12 protein-coding genes and 1 riboswitch are annotated in these 15,903 nt (G+C 72.1%); of the genes, 9 read left to right on the plus strand and 3 right to left on the minus strand.

The window, feature by feature from the left end; genetic code table 11:
* Nucleotides 1-24: 24 nt before the first annotated feature.
* The gene (locus tag M2283_RS16745; protein WP_280877046.1) at nucleotides 25-438 is read left to right on the plus strand and encodes a VOC family protein; all 414 of its coding nucleotides are present in this window, start codon (nucleotides 25-27) and stop codon (nucleotides 436-438) included.
* Nucleotides 439-502: 64 nt separating this feature from the next.
* Here the strand turns inward: M2283_RS16745 and M2283_RS16750 are convergent, their stop codons facing one another.
* The 3 genes from M2283_RS16750 to M2283_RS16760 all read right to left on the minus strand — a co-directional run bounded on the left by M2283_RS16750 (nucleotide 503) and on the right by M2283_RS16760 (nucleotide 4,249).
* On the minus strand, nucleotides 503-2,038 hold the full coding sequence (locus tag M2283_RS16750; protein WP_432423088.1) for a hypothetical protein: 1,536 nt from the start codon (nucleotides 2,036-2,038) through the stop codon (nucleotides 503-505).
* 244 nt (nucleotides 2,039-2,282) lie between these two features.
* The gene (locus M2283_RS16755; protein ID WP_280877048.1) at nucleotides 2,283-3,410 is read right to left on the minus strand and encodes an alpha/beta hydrolase; all 1,128 of its coding nucleotides are present in this window, start codon (nucleotides 3,408-3,410) and stop codon (nucleotides 2,283-2,285) included.
* 107 nt (nucleotides 3,411-3,517) lie between these two features.
* Nucleotides 3,518-4,249: a class II aldolase/adducin family protein gene (locus tag M2283_RS16760; protein ID WP_280877049.1), complete on the minus strand. Its 732-nt coding sequence runs from the start codon at nucleotides 4,247-4,249 to the stop codon at nucleotides 3,518-3,520.
* 196 nt (nucleotides 4,250-4,445) lie between these two features.
* Here M2283_RS16760 and M2283_RS16765 point away from each other — a divergent pair, with 196 nt between their 5' ends.
* The 8 genes from M2283_RS16765 to cobO all read left to right on the plus strand — a co-directional run bounded on the left by M2283_RS16765 (nucleotide 4,446) and on the right by cobO (nucleotide 15,899).
* Nucleotides 4,446-5,216 (plus strand): lysozyme, encoded by a 771-nt coding sequence (locus tag M2283_RS16765; RefSeq protein ID WP_280877050.1) that lies wholly within the window; start codon nucleotides 4,446-4,448, stop codon nucleotides 5,214-5,216.
* Between the two features lie 143 nt (nucleotides 5,217-5,359).
* The gene (locus tag M2283_RS16770) at nucleotides 5,360-6,598 is read left to right on the plus strand and encodes an inorganic phosphate transporter (protein WP_280877051.1); all 1,239 of its coding nucleotides are present in this window, start codon (nucleotides 5,360-5,362) and stop codon (nucleotides 6,596-6,598) included.
* A 33-nt stretch (nucleotides 6,599-6,631) separates the two neighbouring features.
* Nucleotides 6,632-6,853, plus strand: a complete 222-nt coding sequence (locus tag M2283_RS16775; protein ID WP_280877052.1) for a hypothetical protein — start codon at nucleotides 6,632-6,634, stop codon at nucleotides 6,851-6,853.
* Between the two features lie 76 nt (nucleotides 6,854-6,929).
* Nucleotides 6,930-7,069: riboswitch (cobalamin riboswitch) on the plus strand.
* A gap of 101 nt (nucleotides 7,070-7,170) precedes the next feature.
* The gene (locus M2283_RS16780) at nucleotides 7,171-8,115 is read left to right on the plus strand and encodes a cobalamin biosynthesis protein (RefSeq protein ID WP_280877053.1); all 945 of its coding nucleotides are present in this window, start codon (nucleotides 7,171-7,173) and stop codon (nucleotides 8,113-8,115) included.
* A complete protein-coding gene (locus tag M2283_RS16785; RefSeq protein ID WP_280877054.1) occupies nucleotides 8,112-9,623 on the plus strand; it encodes a cobyric acid synthase in 1,512 nt (503 codons plus the stop codon). The genes M2283_RS16780 and M2283_RS16785 overlap by 4 nt, the downstream gene beginning before the upstream one ends.
* A complete protein-coding gene (cobN, locus tag M2283_RS16790) occupies nucleotides 9,620-13,288 on the plus strand; it encodes a cobaltochelatase subunit CobN (protein ID WP_280877055.1) in 3,669 nt (1,222 codons plus the stop codon). Before M2283_RS16785 ends, cobN begins: the two co-directional genes overlap by 4 nt.
* On the plus strand, nucleotides 13,285-15,300 hold the full coding sequence (locus tag M2283_RS16795; RefSeq protein ID WP_280877056.1) for a putative cobaltochelatase: 2,016 nt from the start codon (nucleotides 13,285-13,287) through the stop codon (nucleotides 15,298-15,300). The genes cobN and M2283_RS16795 overlap by 4 nt, the downstream gene beginning before the upstream one ends.
* The gene (gene cobO, locus M2283_RS16800) at nucleotides 15,300-15,899 is read left to right on the plus strand and encodes a cob(I)yrinic acid a,c-diamide adenosyltransferase (RefSeq protein WP_280877057.1); all 600 of its coding nucleotides are present in this window, start codon (nucleotides 15,300-15,302) and stop codon (nucleotides 15,897-15,899) included. The genes M2283_RS16795 and cobO overlap by 1 nt, the downstream gene beginning before the upstream one ends.
* Nucleotides 15,900-15,903: the final 4 nt, after the last annotated feature.

The raw sequence follows: 15,903 nt of genomic DNA on the forward strand, positions 1-15,903 counted from the left end.
GGTGGTCACGAAGGGGTGATCGGCATGGCAGGCACGAGCGGCGGACGTCCGAGCATGTACCCGACGCTGTTGTACGTCGACGCGAAGGCGGCGATCAAGCAGCTCACACAGGCCCTCGGCTTCACCGAGCTGTCGGTGTACGAGGGGGAGGACGGCAAGGTGCTGCACTCCGAACTGGTGCAGGGCAACGGAGTGGTGATGGTCAGCTCCAAGGGTCGAGGCGGCCTCTTCGACGCGGCGATGAAGAGCGCGGGCCCGTGCGGGGTGTACGTCGTCGTGGACGACGTCGACGTACACCACCAGCGGGCCGTGGACCACGGCGTGGAGATCCTGATGCCCCCGACCGACCAGGACTACGGCTCCCGGGACTACATCGCCCGCGACGCCGAGGGCAACATCTGGAGCTTCGGCACGTACGCGCCCGAGATACCGGCCTGAGCGCCCCGTTCCCTTCCCGAGCCGTTCCCTGCTCGTTCCGTTCCCTGTCCCGACAGGCTCTGCCCTAGTTGCCCCCGGTATGGACCTGGAAGGCGGCCCGGCGCACCGCCTTCGCGAGTGCGGGGTCGGGGTGGGCGGCGGCCAGTGCGACCAGGACCTGCACGGTGCGGGGGTGGCCGACGGCGCGTACCTCGTCGAGGAGCATCGGGACGGTCGGCTGCACCGCGGACTCCAGGTGCCGCACCAGCATCGGCGCCTCGCCGTGGTCGGCGACGGCGGCCGCGGTGTCGACCCACAGCCAGGTGGCCTCTTCCCGGGTGAGCACCTCGTGGGCGTCCTCGGGGTCGATGCCGTCGTGCTCGGCGAGCCACAGGAGGGCGTAGGGGCGCAGGGTCGGCTCGTCGGCCACGGAGCGGACGTCGGGCTCGGCGGGGGCGCCGACCACCCGGATCGCCTCGAAGGCCAGGCCGCGCAGCAGGGCGTCGTCGCCACGGGCGGCGCCGAGCAGTTCGGTGACGGCGCTGCCGACGGGGCGGGCGGCGAGCCAGGCGCGGTACTCGGCGCGGGCCGCGTTGGGACGCAGCTGGGCGCAGCCGCGGAGCATCTCCTCGGCGGCGACCTCGATGTTGCCGGCGGGGCTCTGCGCGGCGACGCAGATCTGCTCCAGCTTGACCCACACCGCCCAGCTGCCGAGCGGGGTGAGCGTCGCCTGCCCGGTGCCGTAGGTGAGCGCGCCGACGTAGGCGAGCGCGTGCAGGGCCCAGTCGAGGAGGGGGGCGAGGGGGGTGTCGGTGGGGTCCGCGGAATCTGCCGGATCCGCGGGAACCACGAGAGCCGCGGGGTCCACGGGAATCGCGAGATCTGCGGGATCCACCGGAACCGCGGAGTCCACGGGAACCGCCGAGTCCGCGAGGCCCGCGGGATCCGTGAGCTGCGGCCGCCGCACCGACTCCGACTGCGGGCCGTACGGGATCTCGCAGCGTTCGGTGCGCAGTTCGGTGACCCGCTGCTCCAGGAGGTCGAGGAGCTGCTCCATGGGGACGGGGCCGGCGGACAGCTGGAGGAAGGAGAGCACCTGCGGCATCGCGGAGACGACCTCGGCGACGGCGGCGGGCTCGTGTTCCGGGGCTTCCGGGTGGGCGAGCGACCAGGCGTCGAAGAGGGCGACCCAGCCGCGCAGTACGGCACTGTCGTCGCGGTCCCAGGCGCGTAGCCGCCAGCCGGGGCGCGCGCTGTCGCCGTGCACCTCGACGAGGCCGGCGAGGCGGGCGGTGTCCCAGTCGGCGCGGACCTGGTGCAGGGTCAGGCCCAGTTCGTCGGCCGCGCGTTCGGCGGTGGACTCGGAGAGCGTGGCCTTGCCGTCGGCGGTGACACTGTCGCTGCCCGGTCCGAGGGCGGTGTCGGCCCAGCGGGCCAGGCGGGCCGCGTCGGCCAGGCCGGAGCGAGCCATTCTGGCCAGCTCGGCGGGGGCCGGTGTGCCCTCCGGGGGGCGGGGCGCGGGGCGGCGCGTGGGCCGCTGGTTCACAGCTCGGGGGGCGGCGGCCAGGGGTCGGGGGCGGACGAGTCGAAGCCTGGAGTCGCGCGGGATACGGGACGTCACGGGTGCAGTCTTCCGGTTGACGGTCGGAAAACCCAAACGGAATGTCACGGCGGGCGACGGGGATGGCCAAGGCACGGGGTCCGGCGAGCCGCTCAGGACCGAGAACCGGCCAGTGGTACGGCCTTAAACGGAATGACCGGGACCGGGGTGACGCCACCGCTGTGAGCGGGATGGCACAGCCGTTGTGAGCAGCCGCCGTCCGGTCACGCAGGCGCGCATCGGCGGGGCGGGAAACGGCGCGGCGTCACATCAGCGGAGTGAGGAAACGGCGCAGCGCCTCCTCGTAGGACGCCGGGTCGGCGTTCCACATGGCGCCGTGCGGGGCCTGCCGGACCGGGTGGAGGGTGACCAGGCCGGGGCGGGCGTCGGCGAGGCGGCGGGAGTGCTCCCAGGGGGCCAGGGTGTCGTCCGGGCCGTGCAGGATCAGGGTCGGGACGGTGAGCTGTGCGGCGTCGGCGGCCTCGGCGGCGGGGTCGCCCCGCAGGCCGGTGCGGCCCTGGGCGGCCCGTACCGCGAGCGGCAGCAGGGCGCCGGGCGTGTGACGGGCCGAGGCGAGGGCACGCAGCGTGGCCGGCCAGCTGAGCACCGGGGAGTCCAGCACGAGCCCGGAGACGCGGTCGCACAGTCCGGAGCGCGCGGCGGCGCGCAGGGCCATGGTGGCGCCGGTGGACCAGCCGTACAGGACGACCTTCGCCGCGCCGAGGCGCACGGCGTGCCGGATCGCCGCGTCCAGGTCGCGCCACTCGGTCTCGCCGAGGTGGTGCAGGCCGTCCGGGGAGCGGGGCGCGCCGGGGTCGCCGCGGTAGGCGAGGTCGAGGACCGGGAACCGCTGGCGGTGCAGGAACTCCATGACGTTCATGGGGTGTTCGCGGGTGGCGCCGAGGCCGTGCACCGTGATCACCCAGGTGTCCCGCACACCGGGCACGAACCAGGCGGGCAGGGCGCCGAGTTCGCCGGTGACCTCGACGTCGGTGTGGTCGAGGCCGAGGGCGGTGCCGGGGTCGCCTACGTGCACCTTCGGGGTGAGCCAGACCTTGTCGCCGGGTTCCAGGGTGCCGTGCGTGACGCGTTCCAGGCGGCGTACGACGGTGTCGGCGGAGTGGTTGGCGCTGTCGAGGACGGGCCCGACGACCGCGTGGCTGCCGTCGCCGGCCAGGCCGTAGGTGCCGGGGCGCAGGGATGCCAGGGCGCGGGTGAGGGCGATCTGGCCGGCCGCCGTGGCGTGCACGGTGAGCCGGGGTTCGGTGGGCAGCGGTCTGCCCGGCGGCGCCTTGAGCGCGGCGTCGCTCGCGAACCGGCCGGCCGCCACGGAGGCCGCGCCGGCGGCCAGGGCTACGGTGACGGCCGCGGCCGTTGCTTTGACTGTGCGCACCCGTCCAGTGTCGTGGCGGACCCGGTCACCGGCCAGCCGGAGGGAGGGACGGGTGACATCTCTTGTGAAGCGCCGCCTCTCGGCCTCACCCCCGTCGCGCCCCGCCCTCAGCCCCGCTGCCCGTACCCCCGCAACTTCTCCCCCACCTCCGCCAGCTGCTCCCCCGTGAGCAGCGTCGGTGACAGCCCCGGTACCGAGGACGCCGTCAGCCACAGGCGGCACATCCACTCCAGTTGGGCCGTGCGGTCGTAGGCCTGGTCGAGGGTGGCGCCGTGGGTGACCGTGCCGTGGTTCTGGAGGAGGCAGCCGGAGCGGTCGGTGAGGGCGCGGAGCATGTTCTCGGCCAACTCCTCGGTGCCGTATGCCGCATAAGGGGCGACTCGAACGGGCCCGCCGAGGGCGCTGGTCATGTAGTGGATCGCCGGGAGTTCGGGGACGAGCGTCGAGACGGCCGTCGCGTGCACGGCGTGGGTGTGGACGACGGCGAGCGCGTCGGTCGTGCGGTACACGGCGAGGTGCATCGGCAGTTCGCTGGTCGGGATCAGGGTGCCGAGGACCTGCCGGCCGTCGAGGTCGACGCCGGTCACGTCGTCAGGCGTCAGCCGGTCGTAGGGCACGCCCGACGGTGTGACCAGCACGGTGTCTCCGACGCGCACCGAGACGTTGCCGGAGGTGCCGACGACCAGGCCGTCGGACACCGTGCGGCGGGCCGTCGCGACGAGGGACTCCCAGGCCTCCGCCTCGTCCGCGTGCACGGCTCTCCCCCACGCCTCCGGCACACCCTGCGCGCCCCCTCGCACGCCCCGTTCGTCCCGCCCGTCCCGCCGCTGCTCGACCATGGCGCGATCCTGCCAGCCGGGCCCCCGAACCGCCGCCGGATCGGAGCACCTTAGGGCGGCAGTCGCACCTCCGGAAGATCGCGTATGGGGATATACCACCCCAAGCACCGCGCTTGGCCGGGGATCGACGACCGTTCGATGATCTTCCAGTAGCCTCCGGGTGTTTTGTCCGCACATCGCCATTCCGGGGGGAAATATGGCCCGTGGCCGCACACCTTTCCGCGCACCTCTGCGCACACCCTTCCGCCGTCGCAGTCACGTCATCGCGGCCTGCGTGGCGGCGCTGGCCGTCGGCGGAACCCTGCTCGCCGAACTCCCCGCCTCCGCCGCGAGCCTGCCGAAGGGGCACGACGTCTCCTCGCACCAGAAGAACGTCGACTGGGCCAGCGCGAAGGCCAAGGGCGCCAAGTTCGTCTACATCAAGGCGACCGAGTCCACGACCTACCAGAACCCCTACTTCGGCCGGCAGTACGACGGCGCCCGCGGCGCCGGCATCATCCGCGGGGCGTACCACTTCGCGCTGCCGAACAAGTCGTCGGGCAAGACCCAGGCGGCGTACTTCGTGCGGCACGGCGGCGCGTGGACCGCGGACGGGTGGACGCTGCCGCCCGCGCTCGACATCGAGTACAACCCGTACGACTCCAAGCAGAAGTGCTACGGGCTGAGCAGGGCGAGCATGGTCGGCTGGATCAGGTCGTTCAGCAGCGAGGTGCAGCGGCTGACCGGGCGCCGGCCGGTGATCTACACGACCGCCCACTGGTGGACCCTGTGCACCGGCGGCAGCGGCGCGCTCGCCGCGAACCCGCTGTGGATCGCCCGCCACGACTCCGCGGACGCGGGATCGCTGCCGGCCGGTTGGTCGTACTGGACCTTCTGGCAGTACGACAACAGCGGCAGCCTGCCGGGTGATCAGAATCTCTTCAACGGGACCCAGGCACGGCTGAAGAGGTTCGCCCGGGGCCACTAGCCAAGGGGCGCCGGAGCCGCCGGGACGGACCGGTGCGACACCCCTCGGTTTCATACACCACCAAGCCCCCCTCAGTTCACTTTCCGTTCATTCAGGTTGCCTACGTTCAATCGGCCGATGACCTCGAACGATTGCCTGGGTAAATGGAAAACTTCTCGCTGATCCTCGCGATTGTGGTCGTCACCGCACTCGCGTTCGATTTTACGAACGGTTTTCACGACACCGCCAACGCGATGGCCACCACCATCTCGACCGGTGCGCTCAAGCCCAAGGTGGCGGTGGCGATGTCCGCCGCGCTCAACCTGGTGGGCGCCTTCCTCTCCGTGGAGGTCGCCAACACGATCTCCAAGGGTCTCGTCGACGAGACCGGCATCCGTCCCGAGGTCATCTTCGCCGCCCTGGTCGGCGCGATCCTCTGGAACCTGGTGACCTGGCTCGTAGGCCTGCCGTCCAGTTCCTCGCACGCCCTCATGGGCGGTCTGATCGGCGCGACCATCGCCTCGGCGGGCACGGGTGCGGTGCATGGCGACGCGCTCGTCACCAAGGTGCTGCTCCCGGCGATCGCCGCCCCGATCGTGGCCGGTGTCGCCGCGCTGCTCGCGACCCGCCTGTCCTACACCCTCGGCAAGAAGGCCGACGGCAAGGCCGCCGCGAAGGGCTACCGGGCCGGTCAGATCGCCTCCGCCGGGCTGGTCTCGCTGGCCCACGGCACCAACGACGCGCAGAAGACGATGGGCATCATCACCCTCGCCCTGGTCGCCGGTGGCGCCGTCGCCCCCGACTCCGACCCGCCCACCTGGGTCATCCTCTCCGCCGGTCTCGCCATCGCGCTGGGCACCTACCTCGGCGGCTGGCGCATCATCCGCACCATGGGCACGGGCCTGACCGAGCTTCAGCCGCAGCAGGGCTTCGCCGCCCAGACCAGCGCGGCCACGGCCATCCTGGCCTCCTCGCACCTCGGCTTCTCGCTCTCCACCACGCACGTCGTCTCCGGCTCGGTGATGGGCGCGGGCCTCGGCCGCAAGGGCGGTGTGGTCCGCTGGTCGACCGCGACCCGCATGTTCGTCGCCTGGGGCCTGACTCTGCCGGCCGCCGCCCTGGTGGGCGCGCTCGCCGAGTCCGTCACCGACCTCGGCGACTGGGGCACGGCGGTCGTCGCCGCCTTCCTGATCACCTCCAGCGCGGCCATCTGGAAGCTCTCCCGCCGCGAGGTCGTCGACCACAACAACGTCAACGCCACCGACGAGCCGGCCGGCGTGGTGACCACGGCGATCGCCGCCGTGACCCCACCCCCGGCGGGCCCGGTGACCGACGACCTGACGGCCACGATCCCGGCCCCCGCGACCGACCCGGCCGCCCCGTCGACCGCCCCCGCCCTCTGAGCCCCGCCCACCGGTAACGAAGGAATCACCAGCATGCAGATCGACTGGGCGACTCTCGGCTCCGTCTTCGGCGTCAGCCTCGTGGTCACCGTGGGCCTCGTGGCCCTGTTCACCCTCGGCGTCGCGGGCCTGTCCCGCCAGGAGAAGGCCACCGCGCAGGGCGGCTCGGCCGGCCTCGCGGTGACCGGCGCGTACCTCTGCTTCGCGGCGTGCGCGGCGGCTGTGGCGTACGGGATCTCGCTGATCGTCGCCTGATCGCCGGCTGACCTACGACGGCCCTCGTGTGGGCCTCAGCACACTCTCCCGTCGCAGGTCAGCGGCAAGTTGACGGCTCTTCCAGGCCCGTGGTGGACTGCCGGGGCCAAGTACGGCGGCAAGAGAGGAAGCCGGTGCGAGTCCGGCGCGGTCCCGCCACTGTCACCGGGGTAGGTAGTCCCGGGAGCCAGGAACTCTCGCCGTCGCTCTCTTCGAACCAGGGCGCGGACACCCTGAGTGAGGACAATTCGCCATGCGCGGCCGCCTGTTGAGGTCCATCACCCGAGCTCTGCCCGACCCGACGGCCGGCTGAGCCGATGCGTGCCGATCGCGTCTTCGCGTACGGCGCCGCCGCCGGCCTCCTCGGTGACCATCTGCTCGGCGATCCGCGCCGCGGCCATCCGGTCGCCGCGTTCGGCCGCGCCGCCGGCGCCGTGGAGCGCGCGCTGTGGCGCGACCACCGCGGGTGGGGCGCCCTGCACACCGCCGTGTGCGCGGGCGGCGCCGTCGCCCTCGCCGCCGTCGCAAGCTCCGCCGTACGCCCCTCTCGTGCCGCCTCCGTCGCGCTGACCGCCGCCGCCACCTGGGCCGTCGTCGGCGGTACCTCCCTCGCCCGCGAGGCCGGGGCCATCGGTCGGGCGCTGGAGGCCGGGGACATCGAGGGCGCGCGGACGCGACTGCCCCATCTCTGCGGGCGCGACCCCCAGGCCCTCGACGCCGACGGGATCGCCCGGGCCGTCGTCGAGTCCGTCGCCGAGAACACCTCCGACGCGGTGGTGGGCGCGCTGGTGTGGGGTGCGGTGGCGGGCGTGCCGGGGCTCGTCGGCTTCCGGGCCGTGAACACCCTCGACGCCATGGTCGGGCACAAGTCGGCCAAGTACCGCCGCTACGGCTGGGCTTCGGCCCGCCTCGACGACGTGGCCGGCTGGCCGGGGGCGCGGCTCACCGCCGTCCTCGCGAGCGTGGCGGGCGACGATCCGCGCGGGGCGATACGCGCCTGGCGCACCGACGCCGGCAAGCACCCGAGCCCCAACGCCGGGCCCGTGGAGGCCTCGTTCGCGGGGGCGCTCGGGGTACGGCTGGGCGGGACGCTGGCCTACGGCGGGCGGGTCGAGCACCGGCCCGTGCTCAACGGGGCCGCAGGGCGCGCCGTCGCCACACAGGACATCGAGCGGGCCGTACGGCTGTCCCGGCGCGTCGGTCTGCTCGCGCTCGGCGTGAGTGTCGCCGGGCGGCTGCTCGCGAAGGGGCGTAGGTCATGAGCGGCGGCGGACTGTTGGTCGCCGGGACCACCTCGGACGCCGGCAAGAGTGTCGTGACGGCCGGGATCTGCCGGTGGCTGGTGCGGCAGGGGGTCAAGGTCGCGCCCTTCAAGGCGCAGAACATGTCCCTCAATTCGTTCGTCACGCGCGAAGGGGCCGAGATCGGGCGGGCGCAGGCCATGCAGGCGCAGGCCTGCCGGATCGAGCCGACCGCGCTGATGAATCCCGTGCTGCTCAAGCCCGGTGGCGAGCGGAGCAGTCAGGTCGTGCTCATGGGCAAGCCCGTGGGTGAGATGAGTGCGCGTGGCTACCACGGTGGTCGGCAGGAACGGTTGCTCGGGACCGTGCTCGACTGTCTCGCCGAGTTGCGGGGCACGTATGACGCGGTGATCTGTGAGGGGGCCGGCAGTCCGGCCGAGATCAATCTGCGGCGGACCGACATCGTGAACATGGGGATCGCACGGAATGCGCGGCTGCCCGTGCTCGTGGTGGGCGACATCGACCGCGGGGGCGTCTTCGCCTCCTTCTTCGGAACGGTCGCGCTGCTCTCACCCGAGGACCAGGCGCTCATCGCCGGGTTCGTCGTCAACAAGTTCCGGGGCGACGTGTCGCTGCTGGAGCCGGGGTTGGAGATGCTCCTCGGCCTCACCGGGCGGCGGACGTACGGCGTCCTGCCGTTCCAGCACGGCCTCGGGATCGACGAAGAAGACGGGCTGCGGATCTCGCTGCGCGGCACCGTACGCGAGTCGAACACCGCGTCGCCCGTCGGCGAGGACGTGCTGCGCGTCGCCGTCTGCGCGATCCCGCTCATGTCCAACTTCACGGACGTGGACGCGCTGGCCGCCGAACCGGGCGTCGTCGTGCGGTTCGTGGACCGGCCCGAGGAGTTGGCCGACGCCGATCTCGTCGTGATCCCGGGGACCCGGGGCACGGTGAAGGCGCTGGAGTGGCTGCGGGAGCGCGGACTCGCGGACGCTCTGGTCCGCAGGGCCGCCGAGCAGCGGCCGATCCTCGGTATCTGCGGTGGTTTCCAGGTCCTCGGCGAGCACATCGAGGACGAGGTCGAGAGCCGGCGCGGACACGTGGACGGGCTCGGGGTGCTGCCCCTGCGGGTGCGGTTCGCGCGCGAGAAGACCCTCACCAGGCCGGTGGGAGAAGCCCTCGGCGAGCAGGTCGAGGGGTACGAGATCCATCACGGGGTCGCCGAAGTAGTAGGCGGGGAAGCCTTCTTGGACGGGTGCCGGGTCGGTCAGACCTGGGGCACGCACTGGCACGGCTCGCTGGAGTCGGACGGTTTCCGGCGGGCGTTTCTGCGCGAAGTGGCGGCTGCCGCGGGGCGCCGGTTCGTGCCTGCCGCCGACACCTCGTTCGCCGCGCTGCGCGAGGAGCAGCTCGACCGGCTCGGCGACCTGATCGAACAGCACGCGGACACGGACGCGCTGTGGCGGCTCATCGAGTCCGGCGCGCCGCAAGGACTGCCTTTCATTCCACCGGGAGCGCCCGCATGAGCACAGTGTTGTTGTTGTCGACCGCCGACACGGATCTGCTGGCGGCACGCGCTGCCGGCGCCGGGTACCGGATCGGCAACCCGTCCCGGGTGGACGCCACCGAGGAGTTGCCCGCCCTCATCGAGGGCTCGGACATCGCCGTCGTACGGCTGCTCGGCGGCAAGCGCGCCTGGGAGGACGGCCTCGCCGCACTCAAGGCCTCGGGCATTCCGACCGTGCTGCTCGGCGGAGAGACCGTCCCGGACGCCGAGTTGATGGCCGAGTCGTCGGTGCCCGCCGGTGTCGTGGCCGAGGCGCTGCGGTATCTCGTCGAGGGCGGCCCGGAGAACCTGTCCGAACTCGCCCGCTTCCTCTCCGACACCGTGCTGCTCACCGGCGAGGGCTTCGAAGAGCCGCGCAAGATGGCCGAGTTCGGCGTCCACGGCGAGCGTTCCCTCGTCGAGGGCCGGCCGACGGTCGGCGTGCTCTTCTACCGGGCACACCACCTGAGCGGCAACACCGGCTTCGTGGACACCCTGTGCGACGCGATCGAGGCACGGGGGGTCAACGCCCTTCCCGTGTACTGCGGTTCGCTGCGCGGTGCCGATGCCGGGCTGTACGAGATCCTCGGCAAGGCCGACGCACTGGTCGCCACCGTCCTCGCCGCCGGCGGCACACACGCCTCGCAGGCCTCGGCCGGCGGTGACGAGGAGGCCTGGGACATCGGCGCGCTCGCCGACCTCAACGTGCCGGTGCTGCAAGGACTTTGCCTCACGTCGTCCAGGGCGACCTGGGACGAGTCCTCCGCCGCGCTGTCGCCCATGGACGCGGCGATGCAGGTCGCGATCCCGGAGTTCGACGGGCGTCTCATCACCGTCCCGTTCTCCTTCAAGGAGCAGGGCCCGGACGACGTCCCGGTGTACGTGGCCGACCCCGAGCGGGCCGCGCGGGTCGCCGGAATCGCCGTACGGCACGCGGAGTTGAAGCACAAGCCGAACGCCGACAAGAAGCTCGCGCTCGTCTTCACCGCCTATCCGACCAAGCACTCGCGCGTCGGCAACGCGGTCGGTCTCGACACGCCTGCCTCGGCGATTCGGGTGCTCGACTCGCTGCGGGATGCCGGCTACGTGGTCGAAGGACACCCGGACAACGGGGACGAGTTGATCCATCGACTGATCAACGCCGGTGGCCACGACGTCGAATGGCTCACTGAGGAGCAGTTGGCCGCCGCGCCCGCGCGCGTGCCGCTCGCCGACTACCAGGCCTGGTTCGACAAGCTGGACCCGGACCTCAAGGCAGGCATGCTGGAGGCGTGGGGCGAGCCGCCCGGCAACCTGTACGTGGACGGCGACGACATCGTGCTCGCCTCGTTGCAGTTCGGGAACGTCGTCGTGATGATCCAGCCGCCGCGCGGCTTCGGGGAGAACCCGATCGCGATCTACCACGACCCCGACATGCCGCCGTCGCACCACTACATGGCGGCCTACCGCTGGCTGGAGGCTGCGTCTTCTCAAGGCGGCTTCGGCGCGGACGCCGTCGTCCACATGGGCAAGCACGGCACCATGGAATGGCTGCCCGGCAAGGGACTTGGGCTGAGCGGCGGCTGCGCGCCCGACGCCGTGCTCGGTGAACTCCCCCTGATCTACCCGTTCATCGTCAACGACCCCGGCGAGGGCACCCAGGCCAAGCGGCGCGGGCACGCCACGGTCGTCGACCACCTCGTGCCGCCGATGGCGCGTGCCGACACCTACGGCGACCTGGCCAAGCTGGAGCAACTCCTCGACGAGTACGCGCTGGTGTCCGACCTGGACCCGACGAAGGCACCGGCCGTGCGCGCGCAGATCTGGACGCTGGTGAAGGCCGCCGAGCTGCACCACGACCTGCATGTGGACGACCAGCCGGACGATGCGGCGTTCGACGAGTTCGTGATGCACATCGACGGCTATCTGTGCGAGATCAAGGACGTGCAGATCCGCGACGGGCTGCACATCCTCGGCGGCGGGCCGGTCGGCGAAGCGCGCGTGAACCTCGTGCTCGCCGTGCTGCGCGCCTCGCAGGTGTGGGGCGGGCAGGCGAACGCGCTGCCGGGTCTGCGGGCCTCGCTGGCCGAGCACTTCGGGCTCAGCGAGAAGGAGCTGCTCGGCGAGCCGGGCGCTCCCGTGAAGGTGCCGGTGGAGCTGACGGAGCTGGTCGAGGGACCGGCCCGGTCGGCCGCCGACGCGATCGATCTGCTGGAGCAGCTGTGCCGCCGGTTCGCGGAGGGCATGGAGGCCCAGGAGTGGGACGTCACGACCGTCCCGGCGCTCGTCAGTGCCGTCATCGGCGCCGAACTCCCGGACGCCGTGGCGGTGTTGGAGTTCGCCTGCGACGAGGTGGTCCCCCGCCTCACCCGCACCACCGACGAGATCGACCACATCCTGCTCGCACTCGACGGCGGTTACGTCCCGGCGGGCCCGTCGGGCTCCCCGACCCGCGGCCTGGTCAACGTCCTGCCGACCGGCCGCAACTTCTACTCGGTCGACCCCAAAGCCATTCCGTCCAGGCTGAGTTGGGAGGTGGGACAGTCCCTCGCGGACTCGCTCGTGCAGCGATATCTGCAGGACAACGGCGAGTTCCCGAAGTCCGTCGGCCTCACGGTCTGGGGCACGTCGGCCATGCGCACCCAGGGCGACGACATCGCCGAGATCCTCGCGCTGCTGGGCTGCCGTCCCGTCTGGGACGACGCCTCGCGCCGGGTGACCGGCTTCGAGATCGTGCCCGTCACGGAGTTGGGCCGGCCGCGCATCGATGTCACGGTCCGTATCTCCGGCTTCTTCCGGGACGCGTTCCCGCACGTCGTCGGGCTGATCGACGACGCGGTGCGGGCGGTGGCCGAACTGGAGGAGCCGCCCGAGTCCAACTACGTCCGCAAGCACGCCGACGAGGACACCGCCGAGCACGGCGACCGACGCCGGGCCACTGCCCGTATCTTCGGCTCCAAGCCGGGCGCCTACGGTGCCGGTCTGCTGCCGCTGATCGACGCGCGCAACTGGCGCAGCGACGCCGACCTCGCCGAGGTGTACGCCGTCTGGGGCGGGTACGCCTACGGGCGCGGGCTGGACGGGCGACAGGCGCGTGGGGACATGGAGACGGCGTTCAAGCGAATTGCCGTGGCGGCGAAGAACGTCGACACCCGCGAGCACGATCTCGTCGACGCCGACGACTACTTCCAGTACCACGGCGGCATGGTCGCCATGGTCCGGCACCTGACGGGCACGAGCCCCGAGGCGTACGTCGGCGACTCCGCCACCCCGGACCAGGTGAAGACGCGCACGCTGGGCGAGGAGACGCACCGGGTCTTCCGGGCGCGCGTGGTCAACCCCCGCTGGATGGCGGCGATGCGGCGGCACGGCTACAAGGGTGCCTTCGAGATGGCGGCGACCGTCGACTACCTCTTCGGCTACGACGCCACCGCCGGGGTCGTGGACGACTGGATGTACGAGAAGCTCAGCGCCGAGTACGTCTTCGCCCCGGAGAACCAGGACTTCATGAAGAAGTCCAACCCGTGGGCGCTGCGCGGCATCACAGAGCGGCTCCTGGAAGCGGCCGAGCGCGGACTGTGGGCCGAGCCGGACGCGGAGACGCTGGAACGGCTGCGGGCGATCTACCTGGAGCTTGAGGGCGACCTGGAGGGCGACGAGAAGTGAGTACCCCCTTTCCGTTCACGGCCGTTGTCGGCCAGGACGACCTGCGGCTCGCGCTGCTGCTGAACGCCGTCTCCCCGGCGGTCGGCGGTGTGCTGGTGCGCGGCGAGAAGGGCACCGCCAAGTCCACGGCCGTGCGGGCCCTTTCGGCGCTCATGCCGACGCTGAACGTCGTCGCCGGGTGCCGTTTCTCCTGCGACCCCGACTCCCCCGACCCCGCGTGCCCGGACGGCCCGCACGAGCCGGGGGCGTTCGAGACGCGCCCGGCCCGGATGGTCGAACTGCCGGTCGGCGCCTCGGAGGACCGCCTCGTCGGCGCCCTCGACATCGAACGGGCGCTGGCCGAGGGCGTGAAGGCCTTCGAACCCGGCCTGCTCGCCGACGCGCACCGCGGGATCCTCTACGTCGACGAGGTCAACCTCCTCCACGACCACCTGGTCGACCTCCTCCTCGACGCGGCCGCGATGGGCGCCTCGTACGTCGAACGCGAAGGCGTATCCGTCCGCCACGCCGCCCGCTTCCTGCTCGTCGGCACCATGAACCCCGAAGAGGGCGAGCTGCGGCCGCAGTTGCTCGACCGGTTCGGCCTGACGGTCGAGGTGGCCGCCTCGCGGGAGCCCGACCAGCGGGTCGAGGTCGTCCGGCGCAGGCTCGCCTACGACGACGATCCGGCCGGTTTCTCGACGCGTTGGGCGGACGAGGAGACGTCGGTACGGCAACGGATCATCGCCGCGCGGGAGTTGTTGCCGTCGGTGCGGCTCGGCGACGGGGCGCTGCGGCAGATCGCGGCGACCTGCGCCGCCTTCGAGGTGGACGGCATGCGGGCCGACATCGTGATGGCGCGTACGGCGACCGCGCTGGCCGCCTGGGCCGGGCGGACCGACGTGCTCGCCGAGGACGTACGGCAGGCCGCGTTGCTCGCGCTGCCGCACCGCAGGCGCCGTAATCCCTTTGATGCCCCGGGACTCGACGAGAACAAGCTCGACGAGACGCTGGAGGAGTTCGCGGAGCCGGATGACGATCCCGAGCCGGACGGTGACGGGCCCGGCGACGACGGACCGGGCGGGGGCGGCGGGGAGCCGGCGCCGGACGACGCCGGTCCGCAGGACGGCGACACGGGGGCGCAGCCGGAGTCCGGGGAGGACGGCGAGCAGCAGCCCTCCGGTGCCGGCTCGGGCGAGCAGTCCGCCGTACGGGCCGCCGAGCCCTTCCGTACCAAGGTGCTGAGCGTGCCCGGGATCGGGGCGGGGGCCGCCGGGCGGCGGTCGCGGGCGCGGACCGAGCACGGGCGGACGACGGGGGCGCGACGGCCCCGCGGAGCGCTCACCAAGCTGCATCTGGCGGCCACCGTGCAGGCCGCCGCCCCGCATCAGCGGGCGCGTGGGCGGTCCGGGCGGGGGCTGGTGATACGCCGGGACGATCTGCGGCAGGCGACGCGTGAGGGGCGTGAGGGGAACCTCGTGCTGTTCGTCGTGGACGCGTCCGGGTCGATGGCGGCGCGGCAGCGGATGAGTGCGGTGAAGGGGGCTGTGCTCTCGCTGTTGCTCGACGCGTATCAGCGGCGGGACAAGGTGGGGTTGGTGACGTTCCGGGGGGCGGCCGCGGATGTCGCCTTGCCTCCTACTTCGTCCGTGGACGCGGCTGCGGTGCGGCTTGAGTCATTGCCGACGGGTGGGCGTACGCCGCTCGCGGCCGGGCTGCTCAAGGCGCATGACGTGCTGCGGGTGGAGCGGTTGCGGGATCCGGCTCGGCGGGCGCTGGTCGTCGTGGTGACCGACGGGCGCGCGACGGGTGGGCCCGAGCCGGTGGCGTTGGCCGGGCGGGCGGCTCGGTTGTTCGCGGCGGAGGGGGTCGCGTCGGTGGTCGTCGACTGTGAGTCGGGGCCCGTGCGGTTGGGGCTCGCCCGGCAGCTCGCGGGTGAGCTGGAGGGAACGGCTGTGACGTTGGACGAGTTGCGGGCGGACTCCATTGCCGGGCTGGTCAAGGACGTTCAGGGCAACAGGAGGGCCGCGTAATGCCTCAAGGGCAGCCGAGTGTCGTGCCGGACGATGGGCTGACTACTCGCCAGCGGCGCAATCGGGCGCTTGTCGTGGTGCACACGGGGATCGGGAAGGGCAAGTCGACCGCTGCCTTCGGGCTGGCATTGCGGGCCTGGAATCAGGGGTGGCCCATCGGGGTGTTCCAGTTCGTCAAATCGGCGAAGTGGAAGGTGGGCGAGGAGAACGCGCTCCGAGTGCTGGGGGCTTCCGGGGAGGGCGGTCCCGTCGACTGGCACAAGATGGGCGAGGGGTGGTCGTGGGTGCAGCGCGACTCCCAGATGGACAACGAGGAGAAGGCTCGCGAGGGGTGGGAGCAGGTCAAGCGGGATCTGGCCGCTGAGACGTACCGGCTTTATGTGCTGGATGAGTTCGCCTATCCGATGCATTGGGGGTGGGTGGACACGGACGAGGTGATCGAGGTGCTGCGGGGTCGGCCCGGGAACCAGCACGTCGTGATCACGGGGCGGAACGCTCCTGAGAAGCTCGTCGAGTTCGCCGATCTTGTGACTGACATGTCCAAGGTCAAGCACCCTATGGACGCCGGCCAGAAGGGCCAGAGGGGTATCGAGTGGTGACCGC

Source organism: Streptomyces pseudovenezuelae (genome assembly GCF_029892565.1).
GTDB classification, from domain to species: domain Bacteria; phylum Actinomycetota; class Actinomycetes; order Streptomycetales; family Streptomycetaceae; genus Streptomyces; species Streptomyces pseudovenezuelae_A.

What these genes read in the sequence shown, in the direction of transcription:
- cobO (WP_280877057.1), top strand. Translation starts at nt 15,300, where the DNA reads ATGCCTCAAGGGCAGCCGAGTGTCGTGCCGGACGATGGGCTGACTACT.
- M2283_RS16765 (WP_280877050.1), top strand. Translation starts at nt 4,446, where the DNA reads ATGGCCCGTGGCCGCACACCTTTCCGCGCACCTCTGCGCACACCCTTC.
- M2283_RS16775 (WP_280877052.1), top strand. Translation starts at nt 6,632, where the DNA reads ATGCAGATCGACTGGGCGACTCTCGGCTCCGTCTTCGGCGTCAGCCTC.
- M2283_RS16760 (WP_280877049.1), bottom strand. Translation starts at nt 4,249, where the DNA reads ATGGTCGAGCAGCGGCGGGACGGGCGGGACGAACGGGGCGTGCGAGGG.
- M2283_RS16780 (WP_280877053.1), top strand. Translation starts at nt 7,171, where the DNA reads ATGCGTGCCGATCGCGTCTTCGCGTACGGCGCCGCCGCCGGCCTCCTC.
- cobN (WP_280877055.1), top strand. Translation starts at nt 9,620, where the DNA reads ATGAGCACAGTGTTGTTGTTGTCGACCGCCGACACGGATCTGCTGGCG.
- M2283_RS16785 (WP_280877054.1), top strand. Translation starts at nt 8,112, where the DNA reads ATGAGCGGCGGCGGACTGTTGGTCGCCGGGACCACCTCGGACGCCGGC.
- M2283_RS16745 (WP_280877046.1), top strand. Translation starts at nt 25, where the DNA reads ATGGCAGGCACGAGCGGCGGACGTCCGAGCATGTACCCGACGCTGTTG.
- M2283_RS16770 (WP_280877051.1), top strand. Translation starts at nt 5,360, where the DNA reads ATGGAAAACTTCTCGCTGATCCTCGCGATTGTGGTCGTCACCGCACTC.